General features: G+C 74.6%; 13 protein-coding genes. 12 read left to right on the top strand and 1 reads right to left on the bottom strand.

Going from position 1 to position 16,488, the window contains the following annotated elements:
- Window positions 1-16: 16 nt before the first annotated feature.
- From ABT023_RS03120 to ABT023_RS03135, 4 genes are all read left to right on the top strand, one after another.
- Window positions 17-964 (top strand): quinone oxidoreductase family protein, encoded by a 948-nt coding sequence (locus ABT023_RS03120; protein ID WP_350881093.1) that lies wholly within the window; start codon window positions 17-19, stop codon window positions 962-964.
- 5 nt (window positions 965-969) lie between these two features.
- On the top strand, window positions 970-5,847 hold the full coding sequence (locus ABT023_RS03125) for a non-ribosomal peptide synthetase (RefSeq protein ID WP_350881095.1): 4,878 nt from the start codon (window positions 970-972) through the stop codon (window positions 5,845-5,847).
- Complete coding sequence (locus ABT023_RS03130; protein WP_350881097.1) at window positions 5,840-7,111, top strand: ATP-grasp domain-containing protein; 1,272 nt, start codon at window positions 5,840-5,842, stop codon at window positions 7,109-7,111. Before ABT023_RS03125 ends, ABT023_RS03130 begins: the two co-directional genes overlap by 8 nt.
- 70 nt (window positions 7,112-7,181) lie before the next feature.
- Entirely contained in the window at window positions 7,182-7,907 is a 726-nt protein-coding gene (locus ABT023_RS03135; RefSeq protein WP_502890572.1) for a Clp protease N-terminal domain-containing protein, read from the top strand.
- A 73-nt stretch (window positions 7,908-7,980) separates the two neighbouring features.
- On the opposite strand, the gene ABT023_RS03140 is transcribed toward ABT023_RS03135, so the two are convergent.
- Window positions 7,981-8,529 (bottom strand): hypothetical protein, encoded by a 549-nt coding sequence (locus ABT023_RS03140; RefSeq protein WP_350881101.1) that lies wholly within the window; start codon window positions 8,527-8,529, stop codon window positions 7,981-7,983.
- Between the two features lie 148 nt (window positions 8,530-8,677).
- Between ABT023_RS03140 and nfi the strand changes: the two genes are divergently transcribed.
- The 8 genes from nfi to ABT023_RS03180 all read left to right on the top strand — a co-directional run.
- On the top strand, window positions 8,678-9,391 hold the full coding sequence (gene nfi, locus ABT023_RS03145) for a deoxyribonuclease V (protein WP_350881103.1): 714 nt from the start codon (window positions 8,678-8,680) through the stop codon (window positions 9,389-9,391).
- Window positions 9,392-9,539: 148 nt separating this feature from the next.
- Window positions 9,540-10,691 carry a hypothetical protein gene (locus ABT023_RS03150; protein WP_502890576.1) on the top strand — a complete coding sequence of 384 codons (1,152 nt, stop codon included), beginning with the start codon at window positions 9,540-9,542 and terminating at the stop codon, window positions 10,689-10,691.
- A 69-nt stretch (window positions 10,692-10,760) separates the two neighbouring features.
- Window positions 10,761-12,146: a phosphomannomutase/phosphoglucomutase gene (locus ABT023_RS03155; protein ID WP_350881106.1), complete on the top strand. Its 1,386-nt coding sequence runs from the start codon at window positions 10,761-10,763 to the stop codon at window positions 12,144-12,146.
- Between the two features lie 61 nt (window positions 12,147-12,207).
- Window positions 12,208-12,393: a Trm112 family protein gene (locus ABT023_RS03160; protein WP_117665810.1), complete on the top strand. Its 186-nt coding sequence runs from the start codon at window positions 12,208-12,210 to the stop codon at window positions 12,391-12,393.
- On the top strand, window positions 12,390-13,586 hold the full coding sequence (locus ABT023_RS03165) for an SIS domain-containing protein (RefSeq protein WP_350881108.1): 1,197 nt from the start codon (window positions 12,390-12,392) through the stop codon (window positions 13,584-13,586). Before ABT023_RS03160 ends, ABT023_RS03165 begins: the two co-directional genes overlap by 4 nt.
- A 28-nt stretch (window positions 13,587-13,614) precedes the next feature.
- On the top strand, window positions 13,615-14,634 hold the full coding sequence (locus tag ABT023_RS03170) for a cation diffusion facilitator family transporter (protein WP_350881110.1): 1,020 nt from the start codon (window positions 13,615-13,617) through the stop codon (window positions 14,632-14,634).
- A gap of 1 nt (window position 14,635) precedes the next feature.
- The gene (gene manA, locus ABT023_RS03175) at window positions 14,636-15,799 is read left to right on the top strand and encodes a mannose-6-phosphate isomerase, class I (RefSeq protein ID WP_350881112.1); all 1,164 of its coding nucleotides are present in this window, start codon (window positions 14,636-14,638) and stop codon (window positions 15,797-15,799) included.
- Between the two features lie 279 nt (window positions 15,800-16,078).
- A partial coding sequence (locus tag ABT023_RS03180; RefSeq protein ID WP_350881114.1) for an adenosylhomocysteinase occupies window positions 16,079-16,488 on the top strand: 410 nt, incomplete at its 3' end.

The raw sequence follows: 16,488 nt of genomic DNA on the forward strand, positions 1-16,488 counted from the left end.
GATTAGGAGAAGTACCTTGCACGCGATCTCGTTGACCGGTCACGGCCCCGGAGGCCTGGAGATCCACGACGTACCGGATCCGGTCGCCGCCGGCAACCAGACCCTGCTCCGCGTCCGCAGCGCGGGCGTCAACTTCTCCGACGTCCACATCGTCGAGGGGACCTACTCCCTCAAGCCGCCGCTGCCGTACCGCCCGGGGATCGAGGCGGTGGGCACCACCGCCGACGGCCGCCGGATGCTGGGCCGGGCCAGGCAGGGGGCCTGGGCGGAGGTGTTCGTCGCCGAACAGTTCCTCGAGGTGCCCGATTTCGTCTCCGACCGGGCCGCCCTCGCGATGGCCACCCAGGGGTTCACCGCCTGGCACATCCTGCGGACCATGGCTCGGATCACCCGTGGGGAGACCGTCGCGGTGATGGCCGCCGCCGGCGGGGTCGGGTCGATCGCCGTGCAGCTCGCCAAGGCGTGGGGGGCCCGCCGGGTGATCGGCGCGGCGTCCACCCCGGACAAGCGCGCGCACGCCGCCGCCCTGGGCGCCGACGAGACGGTGGACTCCACCACCACCGACATCGGCGCGGCCCTGGTCGAGGCGAACGGGGGCCGCATGGTCGACGTGATCCTGGAGATGCACGGCGGGCCGCAGCTCGACTCGGCCCTGGCCGCGCTGGCGCCGTGCGGGCGAATGGTGATCTTCGGCTCGACGTCGGGGGAGCTCAGCACCCCGGTCCGGCCCGAGTCGCTGATGGCCGGCACCCGTACCATCGCCGGCTTCTCGGCGTACAACCTGGTCTCCGACCGGCACGAGGTGTTCCCGGAGACCATGGTGGGGCTGTTCGGCATGATCAAGAAGGGGCAGCTCGACATGGAGACGGGCCGGTCGTACCCGTTCAGGGACGTGGCGCAGGCCGTGGCCGACATGCGGGCGCGGGTCACGACCGGCAAGGTCAGCCTGGACTTCGTGGGCTGAGCCGGATGGAAGCCGTCCCCGCCGGGATCCCCGCCGCCCTGGGCCGCGTCGTGGCCGCCCACCCCGACCGCACGGCGCTGGTCGTCGCCGACGACGCTGTCACGTACGCCGAGCTCGGCCGTCGGGTCGACGCGGTGGCCGTCGCGCTGGCCGGGTACGGGGTGGGCCGGGGCGACGTGGTGGGCCTCCGCCTCGACCGTTCCGTCGACATGGTGGTGGCCCTGTTCGGGGTGCTGCGGGCGGGGGCGGCGTACGTGCCGGTGGACCCGGCGCATCCGGCCCGGCGCCAGGCGGCGGTCCTGGCGGAGGCGGGCGTCACCCGGCTGATCACCGAACCGGGCACCCCGACCGGCCCGGACGTCGTGGTGCCGGATCTGGCCGACGCGTTGCGCGGTGAGGTCACCGTCGACGCCGCCGCGCTCGCCCGGCTGCCCGAGGTCACCGACGCCGACCTGGCGTACGTGGTGTTCACCTCCGGTTCCACCGGCCGTCCGAAGGGGGCGATGGTGCCGCACGGGGCGGTCCTGGCGCTGGCCGACGGACTCCTCGCCTGCGGGGCGGCCGGGCCGGGACACGACGTGGTGGCGTGGAACGCCGGCCTCTCCTTCGACGCCTCGGTCCAGCAGTGGCTGCGGCTGCTGCGTGGGGACACCGTGGTCCTGCTCCGCGAGGCCGACCGGCTCGACCCGGCCGCGTTCGCCGAGGTGCTGCGCACCCGTCGGGTCACCGACCTCGACATCACCCCCACCCACCTGCGGGCGCTGCTGCCGTACCTGGACCAGTGCGGGGACCTGCGCATCCTGGTCGGCGGCGAGGCCATCGGGGACGGATTGTGGGCGGAACTGACCGCCCGGGCCGGGACGACGGCGTACAACGTCTACGGGCCGACCGAGTGCACCGTGGACACGGTGGTGGCCCGGGTCGGTGCGGCGGACCTGCCGGTGATCGGCCGGCCCCTGCCGGGCGTCCGCGCCCGGGTAATCGACCCGGCGCTGCGCGAGGTGGGACCGCGGGAACTGGGTGAGCTGCTCCTCGCCGGTCCCCAGGTGTCCTGGGGGTATCTGGGACGGCCGGCGGCGACCGCCCTGGCGTTCGTGCCGGATGCCGACGCCGGGCCGGGCGGGCGGGCGTACCGCACCGGCGACCTGGTGCGGCGGCTGCCCGACGGAAACCTGGCGTACCACGGACGCCGGGACCATCAGGTGAAGATCCGGGGGGTACGGATCGAGTTGGGCGACATCGAGCACGCGCTGCGCCGACTGCCCGGGGTGACCGATGCCGTGGCGCTGGTCCGCGACGGCGCTGTCGTGGCGGTGGTGACCGGGCAACCCGACCCCGGTGCCTGGCGCGCCGACCTGGCCGACGTCCTGCCGGCCGCCGCCGTACCCGCCGACCTGGCGGTCCTGCCGGCGCTGCCGCGCACCGCCGGCGGCAAAGCCGACCGGGCGGCCGTCTCCGCCCTGCTCCGCGCCGGCCGGCCGACCCCGGTCGCCCCCGACCCCGCCGGGTCCGCCGCGCCGCCGATGACCGACCGGGAACGCTACGTCGCCCGGCTCTGGACGGAGGTCTTCGGGGCCCGTGACCTCAACGCGGACAGCGAGTTCGCCGCGCACGGCGGGCACTCCCTGTCCGCGATGGTCGTCGCCGAGCGAGCGGCCCGGGAGACCGGACGGGCCGTCACCGTCGCAGACGTGCTGGCCGAATCCACCGTCGGCGGGTTCGCCGCCGTCCTGGACGTCCGGCCCGCCGTCGCCGTGCCGCCGCGACCCGCCCGCCCGGTCACCGGGGCCCGGCGCAGCGCTCCGCTGGCCCCCCAACAGGAGGGGCTGTTCCTGCTCCACCAGATGTACCCGCACTGCTCCGCCTACCACGTCCCGGCGCTGCTGCGCCTGCGCGGTCCCGTCGACCTGGATCGTCTCGACCGCGCGGTCGCCACCGTGCTGGGGCGGCACGCGGCCCTGCGTACCCGGGTCGGAACGGTCGCCGCCCGGCCGGTCCAACTGGTCGCGGACCCGCCGGAGACCGGCGGCCTGGTGGTGGCCGACCCCACCAACACCGTCGAGGACTGGGCGGCCGAGGTGGTTCGCCGCCCGTTCCGGCTGGACAGCGGCCCCCTGTTCCGGGCGGAGGTGCTGGTGACCGGAGCGGACACCTGCCTCCTTGCCCTGGTCGGGCACCACATCGTGGTCGACGGCTGGTCTGTCGAGGTGGTCCAGCGCGACATCGGCCGGGCGTACCGGGGTGAGAACCTCCCCGAGCCGGTGCAGTTCCCCGCGGTCGCCGCCGCCACCCGTTCCCCGGAGCACCGGGCCGTGGTCGAGTCGGAACTCGCCTGGTGGCGCAAGCGGCTGGCCGACCTGCCCGGGCCGGTCCGGCTGCCGTTCGCCCGCCGCCGTCCGGTCACCCCCCGGTTCCGGGCCGGGCGGGTGGCCCACCGACTGCCCGAGCAGGTGGCCGGAGAGCTGCGCGACCTCGCGATACGTCACCGGGTGCCGCTGTTCCCCCTGCTCGCCCTGGGCCTGGCGACGGTGCTCAACCGGTACACCGGGCAGGACGACCTGGTCATCGGCACCCCCGTCGCGGACCGGGACGACGCGGACCTGGCCGACTCGGTGGGCTTCTTCAACAACTCGCTGGTCCTGCGCCTGGCCGTGGACCGGAACCGGTCGGTGCGGGACAACCTGCGCATGGTGGCCGACGAGGTCGCCACGGCCCTGGCCCACCGGCGCGTGCCCTTCGACGAGTTGGTTCGGGAACTCGCCCCGCCCCGGATCGCCGCGGCCAACCCGATCTTCCAGATCTGGTGCAACCTGCTGTCGTATCCGGCGACGCCGCTGGACCTCGGCCCGGGGACCCGGGTCGAGGTGCTCACCCCGCCGTTGCCGGGGGCGTTGTTCGACATCTCGGCGTACTTCGTGGACGACCGGGACGGTATCGGGCTGGAGCTGGTCTACGACCTGGACCTGTTCGACCACGACCGGATCGAGGCGGTGGCCGACGACTGCGTCCGGGTGCTCGTCGACCTTCCGCGCGACGCTGCCCGGCTGCTCGGTGACGTCGGACGGGCCGACACGGGCACGGTGCGGTCCCCCTGGCGGGCGTACCCGCCCGTCACCTCGTCCGCGGCGGAACTCGGGCGTACCCTCCTGGCCGCCCTGCGGCGCACCGGGAACAGCCCCGCGGTCCTGGCCGGTGACGAGACCGTGACCGGCGACCGGCTCGCCTCGACCGCCGTCGACCTCGGGACGGCGCTGGACCGCGTCGACCCCGGGCGGGGGCGTGCGGTGGCGGTGCTGGGTGGCCGGACTCCGGCGCTGGTCGCGGCGCTGGTCGCCGTGCTGGCCGGAGCCAGGACGTTCCTGCTGGTCGACGCCGGCCTGCCGCCGACCCGCCGAGAGCGGATGCTGGCCGCCGCCGGCGACCCGGTCGTGGTCGATGCCACCGGTGACCGTCCGGTCGTGCGCCCGGACCAGGTCACCGGCACCCCGGCGGCTCGGGCCGGGGCGTCGCCGGTGTCCGGTGCGGGATCGCTGCCGGCCGGGACGGCCTACCTGGCGTTCACCTCCGGCAGCACCGGTCACCCCCGGCCGGTGGCCGCCCCGGCGGCCCCGCTGGCGGCCCTGCTCCAGTGGTACCCGGCCGCGTACCGGCTCACCGGGGAGGACCGGTTCTCCGCGCTCGCCGGGGTCGGCCACGACCCCCTGCTCCGTGAGGTGCTGGTAGCGGTGGCGGTGGGTGCGTCGGTGCACCTGCCGGCAGCCTCGGAGGCCGCGTCGCCGACCGCGCTGGTCCGCTGGCTCGCCGTCCGGCGGATCACCGTTCTGCACCTGAGTCCCGCCCTGGGGCGGCTGCTCGTCGCGGCCGGTCAGGCGTCCGGCGTCCGGCTGGTCGACGTCCGACTGGTCGCCTTCGGCGGCGGCGCGGTGGACGCTCGGGACGTCGCCGGTGTCGCCCGGCTCTGTCCCGGGGCGCGGGTGGTGTCGCACTACGGTGCCACCGAGACCCCCCAGGTGGCCGCCACGATCGACCACGGCCACCCCCGATCCCGGGAGACCGCCGACAACCGACCGCTGGTCGGCCCGGCCTCGCCCACCGCCGAGATCCTGCTCACCGACGACGACGGGCGCCCGGTGCCGGTCAACGTGGTGGGCGAGATCCGGGTCCGCAGCCCGTACCTGGCCCTCGGCTACCCGGGGGACCCGACCGGCACGGCCCACCGGTTCGGGCCGGACCCGCACGGCGAGAAGGGCGTGCGGCTGTACCGGACCGGGGACCTCGGGATGGCCCGGCCGGACGGCACCATCGAGTTCCGGGGCCGGGCCGACCGGCAGGTCAGCCTCAACGGAACCCGGGTCGAGCTGGACGAGATCGAGTCGGTGCTGCGGGAGCACCCCGACGTGACCGACTGCCTCCTGCTCGCCGACGGGCCCGACGGGGTCACCGCGTACGTGGCCGGGCCGCCGGAGCTGACCGGGGAGGGATTGCGCCGGCACCTCGCCGACCTGCTGCCGGCCACCATGCACCCCGGCGACCTGCGGATTCTGGCGGCCATGCCGCTCACCCCGAACGGCAAGCCGGACGTCGCCGCGCTGCGCGCGATCGCTGCCACGGCCACCGCACGCGCCGACGGGCCCATGGTGCCGCTGGTCGAGCGGGTCTGCGCCGCCGCCCTGGGCCGCGACACCCTCGGACCGGATGTCAACTTCTTCGATGCCGGTGGTTCGTCGCTCAGGCTGATCGAGGTGGAGGCCCGGCTCAGCCGTGCCCTGGGCGTTCCCGTCGGGCTGGCCACCCTCTTCCAGAACCCGACCGTCCGATCGCTGGCGGCGGCCGTCGACCGGGTCGCGACCCAACCATCGAAAGGGAGTGTCCCGGGTGAGTAGTCCGGACGATCGGCGGGCCCTGATCCTCGTCGGGTACGTGCAGGGTTGGTTGCCGTTGCTGCGCCGCACCGTCGGCGACCTGCGGGTGATCATCATTGAGGAGCCGGCCGTGGCGTACGCCCGGGGGGCCCGCGCCCACCTCGCCGCCCACTGGCCCGAGTGCGACCTGTACGAACTGGACTTCCGACGCCCGATGGCAGCCGACCTGTTCCACGTCTGGCATCCGGACCTGCGGATCCAGGCCGTCGTCCCGGTCGACGACGCGGGGGTGGTGTTCGCGGCGCGGTTGGCCCAGCGCCTCGGCCTGCCCGGCGCGGGACCGGCGTCGGCGGAGATCCTCGGCGACAAGTTCCTGCTACGCCAGGTGGCGGAGGCCGGTGGCGTCGCCGGCCCGCAGTGGCGGCTCATCCGCTCGCCCGCCGACGCGGTGGCCTTCGCCGAGCGGGTTCCCGGCGGGCTGGTGCTCAAGCCGACCGCGCGGGCGGGCTCGTCCGGGGTGCAGATCGTGCCGGACGCCGCCGACGTTCCTGCGGGCTGGGAGCGGATGGTCGCCCCGCCCGTGCACAGCAGCACGCGCTTCCCGGCGGTGGAGTCCTACCTGGCCGAGCGGCGCATGGTCGGGCGGCAGTACAACGTGAACCTGCTGGTCCGCCGGGGAGAGGTGCTCTTCCGCAACGTCACCGCCACCGATGTCGCCCCCGGGACGCATCCGGTGCCGGTGACCGAGACCATCGACCCGGACCTGCCGCCGGCGCAGTATGCCGAGCTGGTCGCCGCGGCGGAGCGGCTGGTCGCGGCAGTCGACTTCGACACGGGGTTCATCCACAGCGAGTGGATCCTGGAGGACGGCGTGGTCCGGCTGGTGGAGTGCGCGGGACGCCTCGCCGGCGGCCCGATCATGATGATGATCGGATACGCGTACTCCTACGACGTCGTCGCGGCGTACCTGGCGGTGATGTCCGGCGAGCCGCTGGACGTGGCCCCGCCGGCCCAGCCGCGCTCGGCCTCGATGCTGCTGACCAAGCACGTCCGGCCGGGGCGGGTGACGGCGATCACCGGCGTCGAGGCGGCCCGGGATCGGGATGGTGTCCTGGCCCTGGACGTTTTCGTCGCCGAGGGGGACCAGGTGGGGGAACTGGTCTCTCTGCCGAGCGTGGCCGCCAGGGTGGTCACGCTCGGCCGGACCGTCGCCGAGGCCCGGCGGGCCGGCGAGGGCGCCCTCGCCGTCCTCGATGTCAGCACCGCCCCTTCCGGGATGAGCTGATGGCCACGGACGTCTTCAGATCGTCAACTCCGGGTTGACGATCGGGCACGCGTCAACCTATGGTTGACGCATGACGAATCCTGCCCAGATGCCCAGTACGATCCGCCTCGACGACCTCATCGCGGGAATCAAGAAGGCCCACACCGACACCCTCGACCAGCTCTCCGGGGCGGTCGTGGTGGCCGACCACCTCGGCGACCTCGCCGACCACCTGATCGGCCACTTCGTCGACCAGGCCCGCCGCTCCGGCGCGTCCTGGACGGAGATCGGCCGCAGCATGGGGGTGAGCAAGCAGGCGGCGCAGAAGAGGTTCGTGCCCAGGACGTCCACCGAGCCGTCGGCCCTGAACCCTGCCCGCGGGTTCGACAACTTCACCCCCCGGGCCCGTAATGTCGTGATCGCCGCCCAGGAGGCGGCCCGCGCCGCCGGGAACGCCGAGATCCGCCCCGAGCACCTGGTGCTCGGGCTGCTCGGCGAGCCCGACGGCCTCGCCGCGCGGGCGGTCGTCGCCCAGGGCGTACCGCTGGAGCGGTTGCGGGAGGCCGCGACCGCGGCCCTGCCGGCGCCGACCGACACGCTGCCCGCCCTGATCCCGTTCGACCCCGGAGCCAAGAAGGCGCTCGAACTCACCGCGCGGGAGGCGCTGCGGCTCGGTCACCGACACGTCGGCACCGAGCACGTCCTGCTCGGCCTGCTGGAGGTGGAGAACGGTGCCGGCGTGCTCACCGGGCTCGGGGTGGAGAAGGCCGCCACGGAGGCCACCGTCGCCGAGGCTCTCGCCGCCGCACAGGAGTAGGAGGGCCTCCCGCGCCTCCGGCGGGAAGGGCCTTCGCGCCGCCGCCCCGCGACCGCGGGGCGGCGGCGGGGCGTCAGGAGGCCGTGGGCGGCACCGAGGAGATGGTCGCGGCGGCGGGGAAGCCGTACCGGAGCGCGTGCTCGGGATCGGCCGGGTCGACCTGGCGGATGCCGGCGTCGGCGAGCCGCTTGTTGACCTCGTCGAGCTGCTCGCGGACCAGCCGGGCCTCCTCCTCGGTGACCCGGCCCCGGTGCGGCTTGCCGGCGTGCTCGATGGTGCCGTAGTCCGGCTTCTCGGCGCCCTTGCGCGCCTTCGGCGGGCGGACCCGCTCGGCGGTCTTCAGCAGTTGGGCCATCGGCACGTCGGTGGCCATCGCGTCGAACTCGCTGGCGGTCAGCACCACCCGACGGGGCTCGCCGCCGCCGTGCTGGTCGTGGATCTCCACCACCGCGACGTCCAACGTGGCGTCGTCGATGCTCTCCACCTCGGCCGTGGTGGCGTCCAGCTGCACGGGGCCGGCGACCAGGTCGGGGTGCTCCAGCACCACGACCCGGACCACCTCGTCGTCCGCCCGCAGAACGGTGCCGCTGAAGTCGGAGACGTGGATCGTCTTCTTGCCCATGCGCGGAGCTTCTCCTGTCGATGACCGGAATTTCGGACCAGAAGAAGTTACCCGACAGGTGTGCGAAAACCCCGGCTCGACCCGGCCGGGTGTGTCGTCACCGACGTTGATCGTTGCGCCCACGGGGACGGCGGACCATGCTCACCCGATGGCTGATCCATCGGCGACCCACCGGCCACACGGACCCGAGGCGCGAGCTCATCGGCCGCCGCGCACCGAGGCCGAGGCGCTCGCCGTGCAGGACCGGATGCGGCCCCTCGCCGACCTGGTCGGGCCGGGTCCCACCGCGCCCGCGACGGTGGCCGGCCTGGACGTCGCGTACGCCGAGAGCGGCGACCGGCTCGCGGCGGCCGTCACCGTGCTGGACGCCCGGACGCTGGCCGTGGTGGACCGGGCGGTCGGTGTGGGGCGGCCCGCGTTCCCCTACGTCCCCGGGCTGTTCGCCTTCCGGGAGCTGCCCGCGTTGCTGGACGCGTTGGAGAAGCTGACCGTCCGCCCGGAACTGCTGGTCTGCGACGGGCACGGGCTGGCCCACCCGCGCCGGTTCGGGCTCGCCTGCCACCTGGGCGTGGTCACCGGGCTGCCCGCGATCGGGGTGGGCAAGACGCCGCTGGTCGGCGAGTGGGAGCCGCCGGCGGCCCGGCGCGGCGCCTGGTCGCCGCTGCGCGACGGCGGGGAGGTGGTCGGCCGGGTGCTGCGTACCCGCGACGGGGTGAAGCCGGTCTTCGTCAGCGTCGGGCACCGGATGGGCCTGGACAACGCCTGCGCCCGGGTGCTCGCGCTGACGCCGAGGTACCGGCTGCCGGAGACCACCCGCACCGCCGACCGACTCTGCCGCGAGGCGCTGGCCGCCGCCTGCTGACGGACCTGCCGGCCGCCCGCCCCCGCGGCGGGCGGGGGCGGTTTCCGTAACGCAGAGCACATGCGGGGCGCTCGACGAACCACCGGGCCCCACACCCGGTAGTAACCTGACCAGCGGACCCCACCCGGGGAGGAACGGCGAGGTGAGCATGGCGGTACGTCGGCGGGCGACGCGGATCGCGGCGGTCTGCGTGATGCTGGGCGGCCTCGTGGCCGTCGGGGCGACGCCGGCCCTGGCCGACGGCGACTCGGTGCGGGTGCGCTCGGCCGACAGCTTCCGGCCGGGCGGCTCGCCGGGGGCGGTCAACGTCGAGGTGCGCAAGCGCACCGGGGGCTGCGTGCTCGTCCGCACCGGGTTGGGGCTGCGGCTCGACGGCCTCGCCGCGGACCAGGCCTCCGTCCAGGTGGCCGTGGCCGGTCGGTGGCGGCCGGTGTCGGTCTCCGACGGCGGGGGCGGGGTGACCGTGCGTCAGGTTACGCCGACGAACCCCACGCTGTGCAAGGGCAAGAGCCTCACGGTGCGCTACCGGGTGACGTTCCGGGCGGGCACACCGGGCGGCCGGCTGGAGCTGGCCGGTGAGGCGACCAACGCGTTCGGCCGTGCCCTCGGCCGGGACGCCACCGCGGCCCGGGTGGTCGGGGAGAGGAAGACGCCGAGCCCGTCACCCACCTCGTCGCGTACGCCGTCGCCGAGCCCGACCGTGGCGCCGACCGAGGCGGTGAACGTCGGCGGCCCGACCCTGGCCGCTGCCGCCGCCCGGGCCGGCTCGGCCACCCCGGTCGCCGTCGAGGAGGACTCCGGCGGTCTGTCGGTGTTCATGCTCTTCGGCATCGGCCTGGTCGTGGTGGGGATCGGCCTGATCGTGCTGCTGGTGCGCCGGTCCCGGGCCGACAAGGAGCCGGCCGCCGACCGGGGCGAGTACCCGCCGGTGCCGCTGCCGCGCAACCCGGGCGGCACCACGTACCGCTCCGGAGGCGGGACGGCCACCCCGCCCGCGCCGCCCACCGGCGGGGTGTACGGCCGGCCGGCCGCAGCCCCGTCCGGCGGGACGTACGGCGCCCGCCCCGGCCCGCAGGCCGCCCCGCCGGTCAGTGGCGGCGGGGTCTACGGCGGTGGTACGGCGTACCCGGCCGGCGACGCCCCGCCCCGGCAGCCCGGCCCGCCCGAGGCACCGGGACCAAGTGGGACGCCCGGACCCAGTGGGACGCCGGGTCCGAGTGGGCTGCCCGGTCCGGGTGGGCCGCCTGCGCCCGCCGGTGGCGGCGACGCGACGACGATCATGCCCCGCCTCCCCGGCTGAGGCGGGGGAGGCGGGGGCGCTCCGATACGCTCAGATGCGTTGAGGACCTGCGGCCAAGGAGCGGAACCCGTGTCTGATCTGTCCCGGATCGTGAAGGCGTACGACGTCCGGGGCACGGTGCCGGACGAGTGGGACGAGCGGGCGGCCGAGGCGCTCGGCGTCGCCTTCGGTCAGGTGCTCGCCGCCGCCGACGAGCCCGGCGACGCGGTGGTGATCGCGCACGACATGCGGGCCAGCGGTCCGGCCCTGGCCGAGGCGTTCGCCGCCGGTGTCCGGGCGCAGGGGCGGTCGGTGATCGAGTTGGGGCTCGCCTCCACCGACATGCTCTACTACGCCTCCGGCATCCTCGGCCTGCCCGGTGCCATGTTCACGGCCAGCCACAACCCGGCCAAGTACAACGGCATCAAGTTGTGCCGCTCGGCCGCCCGCCCGATCGGGCAGGACAGCGGCCTGGCCGAGATCCGGGACCGGGCGCAGGCGCTGCTCGACTCCGGCGCCGCGCCGCCGGCCGAGGCGCAGACCCGGCCGACCGAGCGGCGCGACCTGCGCCCGGAGTACGCCGCCTACCTGCGCGGGCTGGTCGATCTCTCCGGCATCCGGCCGCTGAAGGTCGTGGTCGACGCCGGCAACGGGATGGGCGGTTGGACGGTGCCCAGCGTGCTCGGCGACGCCGTGCTCCCGGCGCTGCCGCTGGAGATCGTGCCGCTCTACTTCGAGCTGGACGGCACGTTCCCCAACCACGAGGCCAACCCGCTGGACCCGGCGAACCTGGTCGACCTCCAGCGGGCCGTGCGCGAGCACGGCGCCGACCTGGGGCTGGCCTTCGACGGCGACGCCGACCGCTGCTTCGTCGTCGACGAGCGCGGCGAGCCGGTCTCCCCGTCGGCGATCACCGCCCTCGTGGCGGTCCGCGAGCTGGCCCGGCATCCCGGGTCCACGGTGATCCACAACCCGATCACCTCCCGGGCGGTGCCGGAGATCATCGCCGAGCACGGCGGCAAGCCGGTGGTGGCCCGGGTCGGGCACTCCTTCATCAAGGCCGAGATGGCCCGCACCAACGCCGTCTTCGGTGGCGAGCACTCCGCCCATTACTACTTCCGGGACTTCTGGTTCGCCGACACCGGCATGCTGGCCGCGATGCACGCCCTCGCCGCGCTCGGCGAGCAGGACCTACCGCTGTCCGAGCTGGCCCGGGAGTACGAGCGGTACGTCGCGTCCGGCGAGATCAACTCGACGGTGGCCGACCAGGCGGCGAGGGTGGCCGAGGTGCGCGCCGCGTACCCGGAGGCGACCGCCGGCGAGCTGGACGGGCTCACCCTGAGCTTCCCCGACGGCGCCTGGTTCAACCTGCGTGCCAGCAACACCGAGCCGCTGTTGCGGCTGAACGTCGAGGCGCCGACCGAGGAGCGGATGATCTCACTCCGCGACGAGGTGCTCGACCGGGTTCGCCGATAAGATCGCCTGCGCCGGTCGGCACCGTCGACCGCCGTCCCCGCACCGTGGAAGGAGCCGCACCATGGCCCTGGACCCGCAGTTGCTCGAGATCCTCGCCTGTCCGGACACACACCATGCCCCGCTGGACTACGACGCCGGGGCGCAGACGCTGACCTGCACCGAGTGCGGTCGGATCTTCGAGGTGCGCGACGACGTGCCGGTGCTGCTGCTCGACGAGGCGCGCGGCGGACCCGCGCAGCAGCCGTGATGGAGGGAACGGCCGGAGTCAGCGGCCGCCGCGACGCCGACGAGTCCCTGCTGGACGACTCGGACGCCCTCGCGGAGCGCGACCCGGGCGGCATGCTCCGGTTCACCGCCTCCGCCGGGGCACAGGTCCGGGAGTCCGCCGCCCTGACCGCCGAGACGAACCTGACCGCGCTCGCCGACGACGGCCGCCCCCGGGCGGTCGTCATCGCGGGCATCGGCACGGCCGGGCGCACCGGGGACGTGCTGGCCACGGTCGCCGGCCCGCGCTGCCCGGTCCCGGTCATCCCGCACCGCAGCGCCGGCGTGCCCGGTTGGGTGGGCGCGGCCGACGTGGTGATCGCGGTCAGCGCCTCCGGCCGCAGTCCCGAGGCGCTCGGCGCGGCCGAGGCCGCGCACCGCCGGGGCGCCCGGCTGGTCGCCGTCGGCGCCCCCGACTCGCAGTTGCAGGCGGCGGCCGAGCGGGCCCGCGCGCCGTTCATCCCGGTGCCCCGCCGCGCCCCGGCCCGGGCCAGCCTGTGGGCGCTCACCGTGCCGGTTCTGCTCGCCGCCCGTACGCTCGGGCTCGTGAAGGTCAACGAGGCGGATCTGGCCGAGACGGCGGCGCGGCTCGACGCGGACGCCGACCGGTGCCGTGCCACGGCCGAGGCGTTCGTCAACCCCGCGAAGTCGCTGGCCCTCGGGCTGGCGGGGTCGATCCCCATCGTCTGGGGCTCGTCGCCGTTGGCCACCGTGGCGGCCCGCCGGTTCGGTGACACCCTGTCGGCCAACGCCCGCTATCCCGTGGTCAGCGGGGCGCTCGGTGAGGCCGGCCGGGGGCGGGTCGGCCTGCTCGACGGCGTGTTCGGCGGCCTCGCCGAGGGAGAGCGGGACATCTTCGCCGACCCGGAGGAGACCGAGGTGGCGGGCACCCGGCTGCGGCTGGTGCTGCTGCGCGACGGCGGCCTCAACGCCGAGGACGACGCCGACGAGCCGCTGGCGGTCGAGGAACGTCGGGCCGACGCCGTGCAGACCCTCGCCGAGCGGCGCGGGGTGCGCTGCGACGTGGTGACCGCCGAGGGCGGCTCCGCGCTGGAGCGGCTCGCCTCGCTGGTGGCGGTGCCGGACTTCGCCTCCGTCTACCTCGCCCTGGCACACGGACTGGACCCGATGGCGGTTCCGGCCATCACAGAGATGAAGGAGCTGGCAAACCAGTGAGCACGTGCGGCATCGAACGGGGACCGGCATGAGCGCCGACGGCGGTACAAAGGCGATCGTCGCGGCGCTGTTCGCGAACGTGGGCATCGCGATCACGAAATTCATCGCGTTCCTGTTGACCGGCTCCTCGTCGATGCTGGCCGAGTCGATCCACTCGGTGGCCGACTCCGGCAACCAGGGCCTGCTGCTGCTCGGCGGCCGGCGGGCCAAGCGCGCCGCGACCCCCGAGCACCCCTTCGGGTACGGCCGGGAGCGCTACATCTACGCGTTCATCGTGTCGATCGTGCTGTTCAGCGTCGGCGGCCTGTTCGCGTTGTACGAGGCGTGGCACAAGGCGGCCGACCCGCACGGGATCACGGAATGGCACTGGGTGCCGGTCGTCGTGCTGGTCGCGGCCATCGTGATGGAGAGCTTCTCCTTCCGTACGGCGATCAAGGAGTCCAACCACATCCGGGGCAACCAGTCCTGGGTGCACTTCATCCGCCGGTCCAAGGCCCCGGAGCTGCCGGTGGTGCTGCTGGAGGACTTCGGCGCGCTGGTCGGTCTGGTCTTCGCGCTGTTCGGCGTGGGGATGACCCTGATCACCGGCAACGGCATGTGGGACGCGGCCGGTACTGCCATGATCGGCGTCCTGCTGGTGCTCATCGCGATCGTCCTGGCGATCGAGACGAAGAGCCTGCTGCTCGGTGAGGGCGCCGAGCCGAAGGACGTGGCCGCGATCGAGCGGGCCGTCACCGCCGGCCCGGAGGTCGAGCGGATCATCCACATGAAGACGCTCTACCTGGGCCCGGAGGAACTGCTGGTGGCCGCGAAGGTCGCGGTCCCGGCGTGCGAGAGCGCCGAGGAGCTGGCACGGGGGATCAACGCCGTCGAGACGCGGATCCGCGCGGCCGTCCCGGTCGCCCGGGTGATCTATCTGGAGCCGGACATCTGGTCCGCCGCGGCTGAGCGGGCCGGCACCGGCACCGCGGCTCCCACGGCCACCCCGGACGCCGCGGTGCCGCACGCGACGAAGACCGCCGGCGACGAGACCCGCACCGGGAGCTGAGGTGGAACCGCTGCACGGGCCGATCCGGGACTACGCCTGGGGCTCCCGTTCAGCGATCGCCGAGTTGCAGGGGCGCCCGGTGCCCAGCGCGGGGCCGGAGGCCGAGCTGTGGCTGGGTGCCCACCCGGGCGCGCCGGCCACGGTGCGGCGCGGTGGTGCGGCGGCGAGCCTGGTCGACCTGCTGGCCGCCGAGCCGGGGCACTGGCTCGGCGACCGGGTGGTCGAACGGTTCGGCCCCCGGCTGCCGTTCCTGCTCAAGGTTCTCGCCGCGGACGCCCCGCTGAGCCTTCAGGCCCACCCGGACCCGGAGCAGGCCCGTGCCGGGTACGCGGCCGACGCGGCGCGCCCGGCGGGGGAGCGCAACTACGTCGACCCGCACCACAAGCCGGAGTTGCTGGTCGCGCTCTCGCCGTTCGAGGCGCTCTGCGGGTTCCGCGACCCGGCGGAGTCGGCCGAGGCGTTGGCCGCGTTCGGCGTACCGGCGTTGGGGGCGGTGGTGTCGACGCTGCGCGGCGGCCCGGCGGGGCTGCGGGAGGCCGTACGGCTGTTGCTGAGCTGGCCGGCGGCGGAACGGGCCGGGCTGGTGGCGGACGTGCTGGCGGCGCAGGCCGCGGGGCCGGACGCGGAGCTGGCCCGAGCGCTGGCCGGCCACTACCCGGGCGACCCCGGGGTGCTGGTGGCGCTGCTGCTCAACCACCTCCGGCTCGCCCCCGGGGAGGCGATCTGGATGCCGGCCGGCAACCTGCACGCCTACCTGCGGGGCACGGGCGTGGAGATCATGGCGGCCAGCGACAACGTGCTGCGTGGCGGGCTGACCCCGAAGCGGGTGGACGTCGACGAGCTGCTGCGGGTGCTCCGCTTCGAGGTGCTCGACGACCCGCGGGTGGCCCCGGAGCCGGTGTCCGCCGGGGTGGTCCGCTGGCCGGTGCCCGTCGAGGATTTCGCGCTGCACCGGGTGCGGCTGGACGCCGGCGCGCTGCCGGTCCGGCTCACGGTGCCGGGGCCCCGCGTGGTGTTCTGCCGGGCCGGGCGGCTCTCGGTCGACGACGGTCGGGGCGTTGTCGCTCTTGTGCCGGGGCGGTCCGCGATCGGCCCGGCCGACGCCGGTCCGCTCGTCCTCGACGGCGAGGGCGAGGCGTACGTGGCCACCCCCGGCCTCGATTGACCGTCACTCCTGTCGAGGGAAGGCCGCCGAGGCCAGCCGACACATATCCGAAATTTCCGGAATAGCTTGACGTTGCTCTGGCTCAGTGTGACTCTATTGGTACGCAGCGTTAACGCGACGAAGGTCCGGGGGCGCGCGGGGAACCAAACCGGGGGGATGCGCGGGGCGGCCGGACAGTGGGCGGAAAGTCCGTTCACGACCGACCGCCCCGCGCGCTGTCCGCTCTCGCGCGTAAGGTGAAGGGTCGCGCAGCACTCCGTTCGTTCGACAGGAGCTTCTATGACCAGCACCCTCCCGGCTACCCCCAGCGGCAGGCCGTCCGAGGCCCGGCCGAGCACCCTCGCCGAGGGCGACTTCAAGGTGGCGGATCTGTCGCTCGCCGAGTTCGGGCGTAAGGAGATCCAGCTCGCCGAGCATGAGATGCCGGGTCTGATGGCGATCCGCCGTGAGTTCGCGCAGGCGCAGCCCCTCGCCGGGGCGCGGATCACCGGTTCGCTGCACATGACCATTCAGACGGCCGTGTTGATCGAGACGCTGGTGGCGCTCGGTGCTGAGGTTCGTTGGGCGTCGTGCAACATCTTCTCCACCCAGGACCATGCCGCCGCTGCGATCGTCGTCGGCCCGGACGGCACGCCTGAGGCCCCGGCCGGTGTTCCGGTGTACGCCTGGAAGGGTGAGAGTCTTCAGGA

Source organism: Micromonospora sp. NPDC002296, from assembly GCF_040296145.1.
In the GTDB taxonomy this organism is placed as follows: domain Bacteria; phylum Actinomycetota; class Actinomycetes; order Mycobacteriales; family Micromonosporaceae; genus Micromonospora.

Bases quoted from the DNA above. Each gene is read 5' to 3' on its own strand.
- ABT023_RS03125 (WP_350881095.1), top strand. From the start codon at position 970: ATGGAAGCCGTCCCCGCCGGGATCCCCGCCGCCCTGGGCCGCGTCGTG.
- ABT023_RS03135 (WP_502890572.1), top strand. From the start codon at position 7,182: ATGACGAATCCTGCCCAGATGCCCAGTACGATCCGCCTCGACGACCTC.
- ABT023_RS03140 (WP_350881101.1), bottom strand. From the start codon at position 8,529: ATGGGCAAGAAGACGATCCACGTCTCCGACTTCAGCGGCACCGTTCTG.
- nfi (WP_350881103.1), top strand. From the start codon at position 8,678: ATGGCTGATCCATCGGCGACCCACCGGCCACACGGACCCGAGGCGCGA.
- ABT023_RS03150 (WP_502890576.1), top strand. From the start codon at position 9,540: ATGGCGGTACGTCGGCGGGCGACGCGGATCGCGGCGGTCTGCGTGATG.
- ABT023_RS03160 (WP_117665810.1), top strand. From the start codon at position 12,208: ATGGCCCTGGACCCGCAGTTGCTCGAGATCCTCGCCTGTCCGGACACA.
- ABT023_RS03170 (WP_350881110.1), top strand. From the start codon at position 13,615: ATGAGCGCCGACGGCGGTACAAAGGCGATCGTCGCGGCGCTGTTCGCG.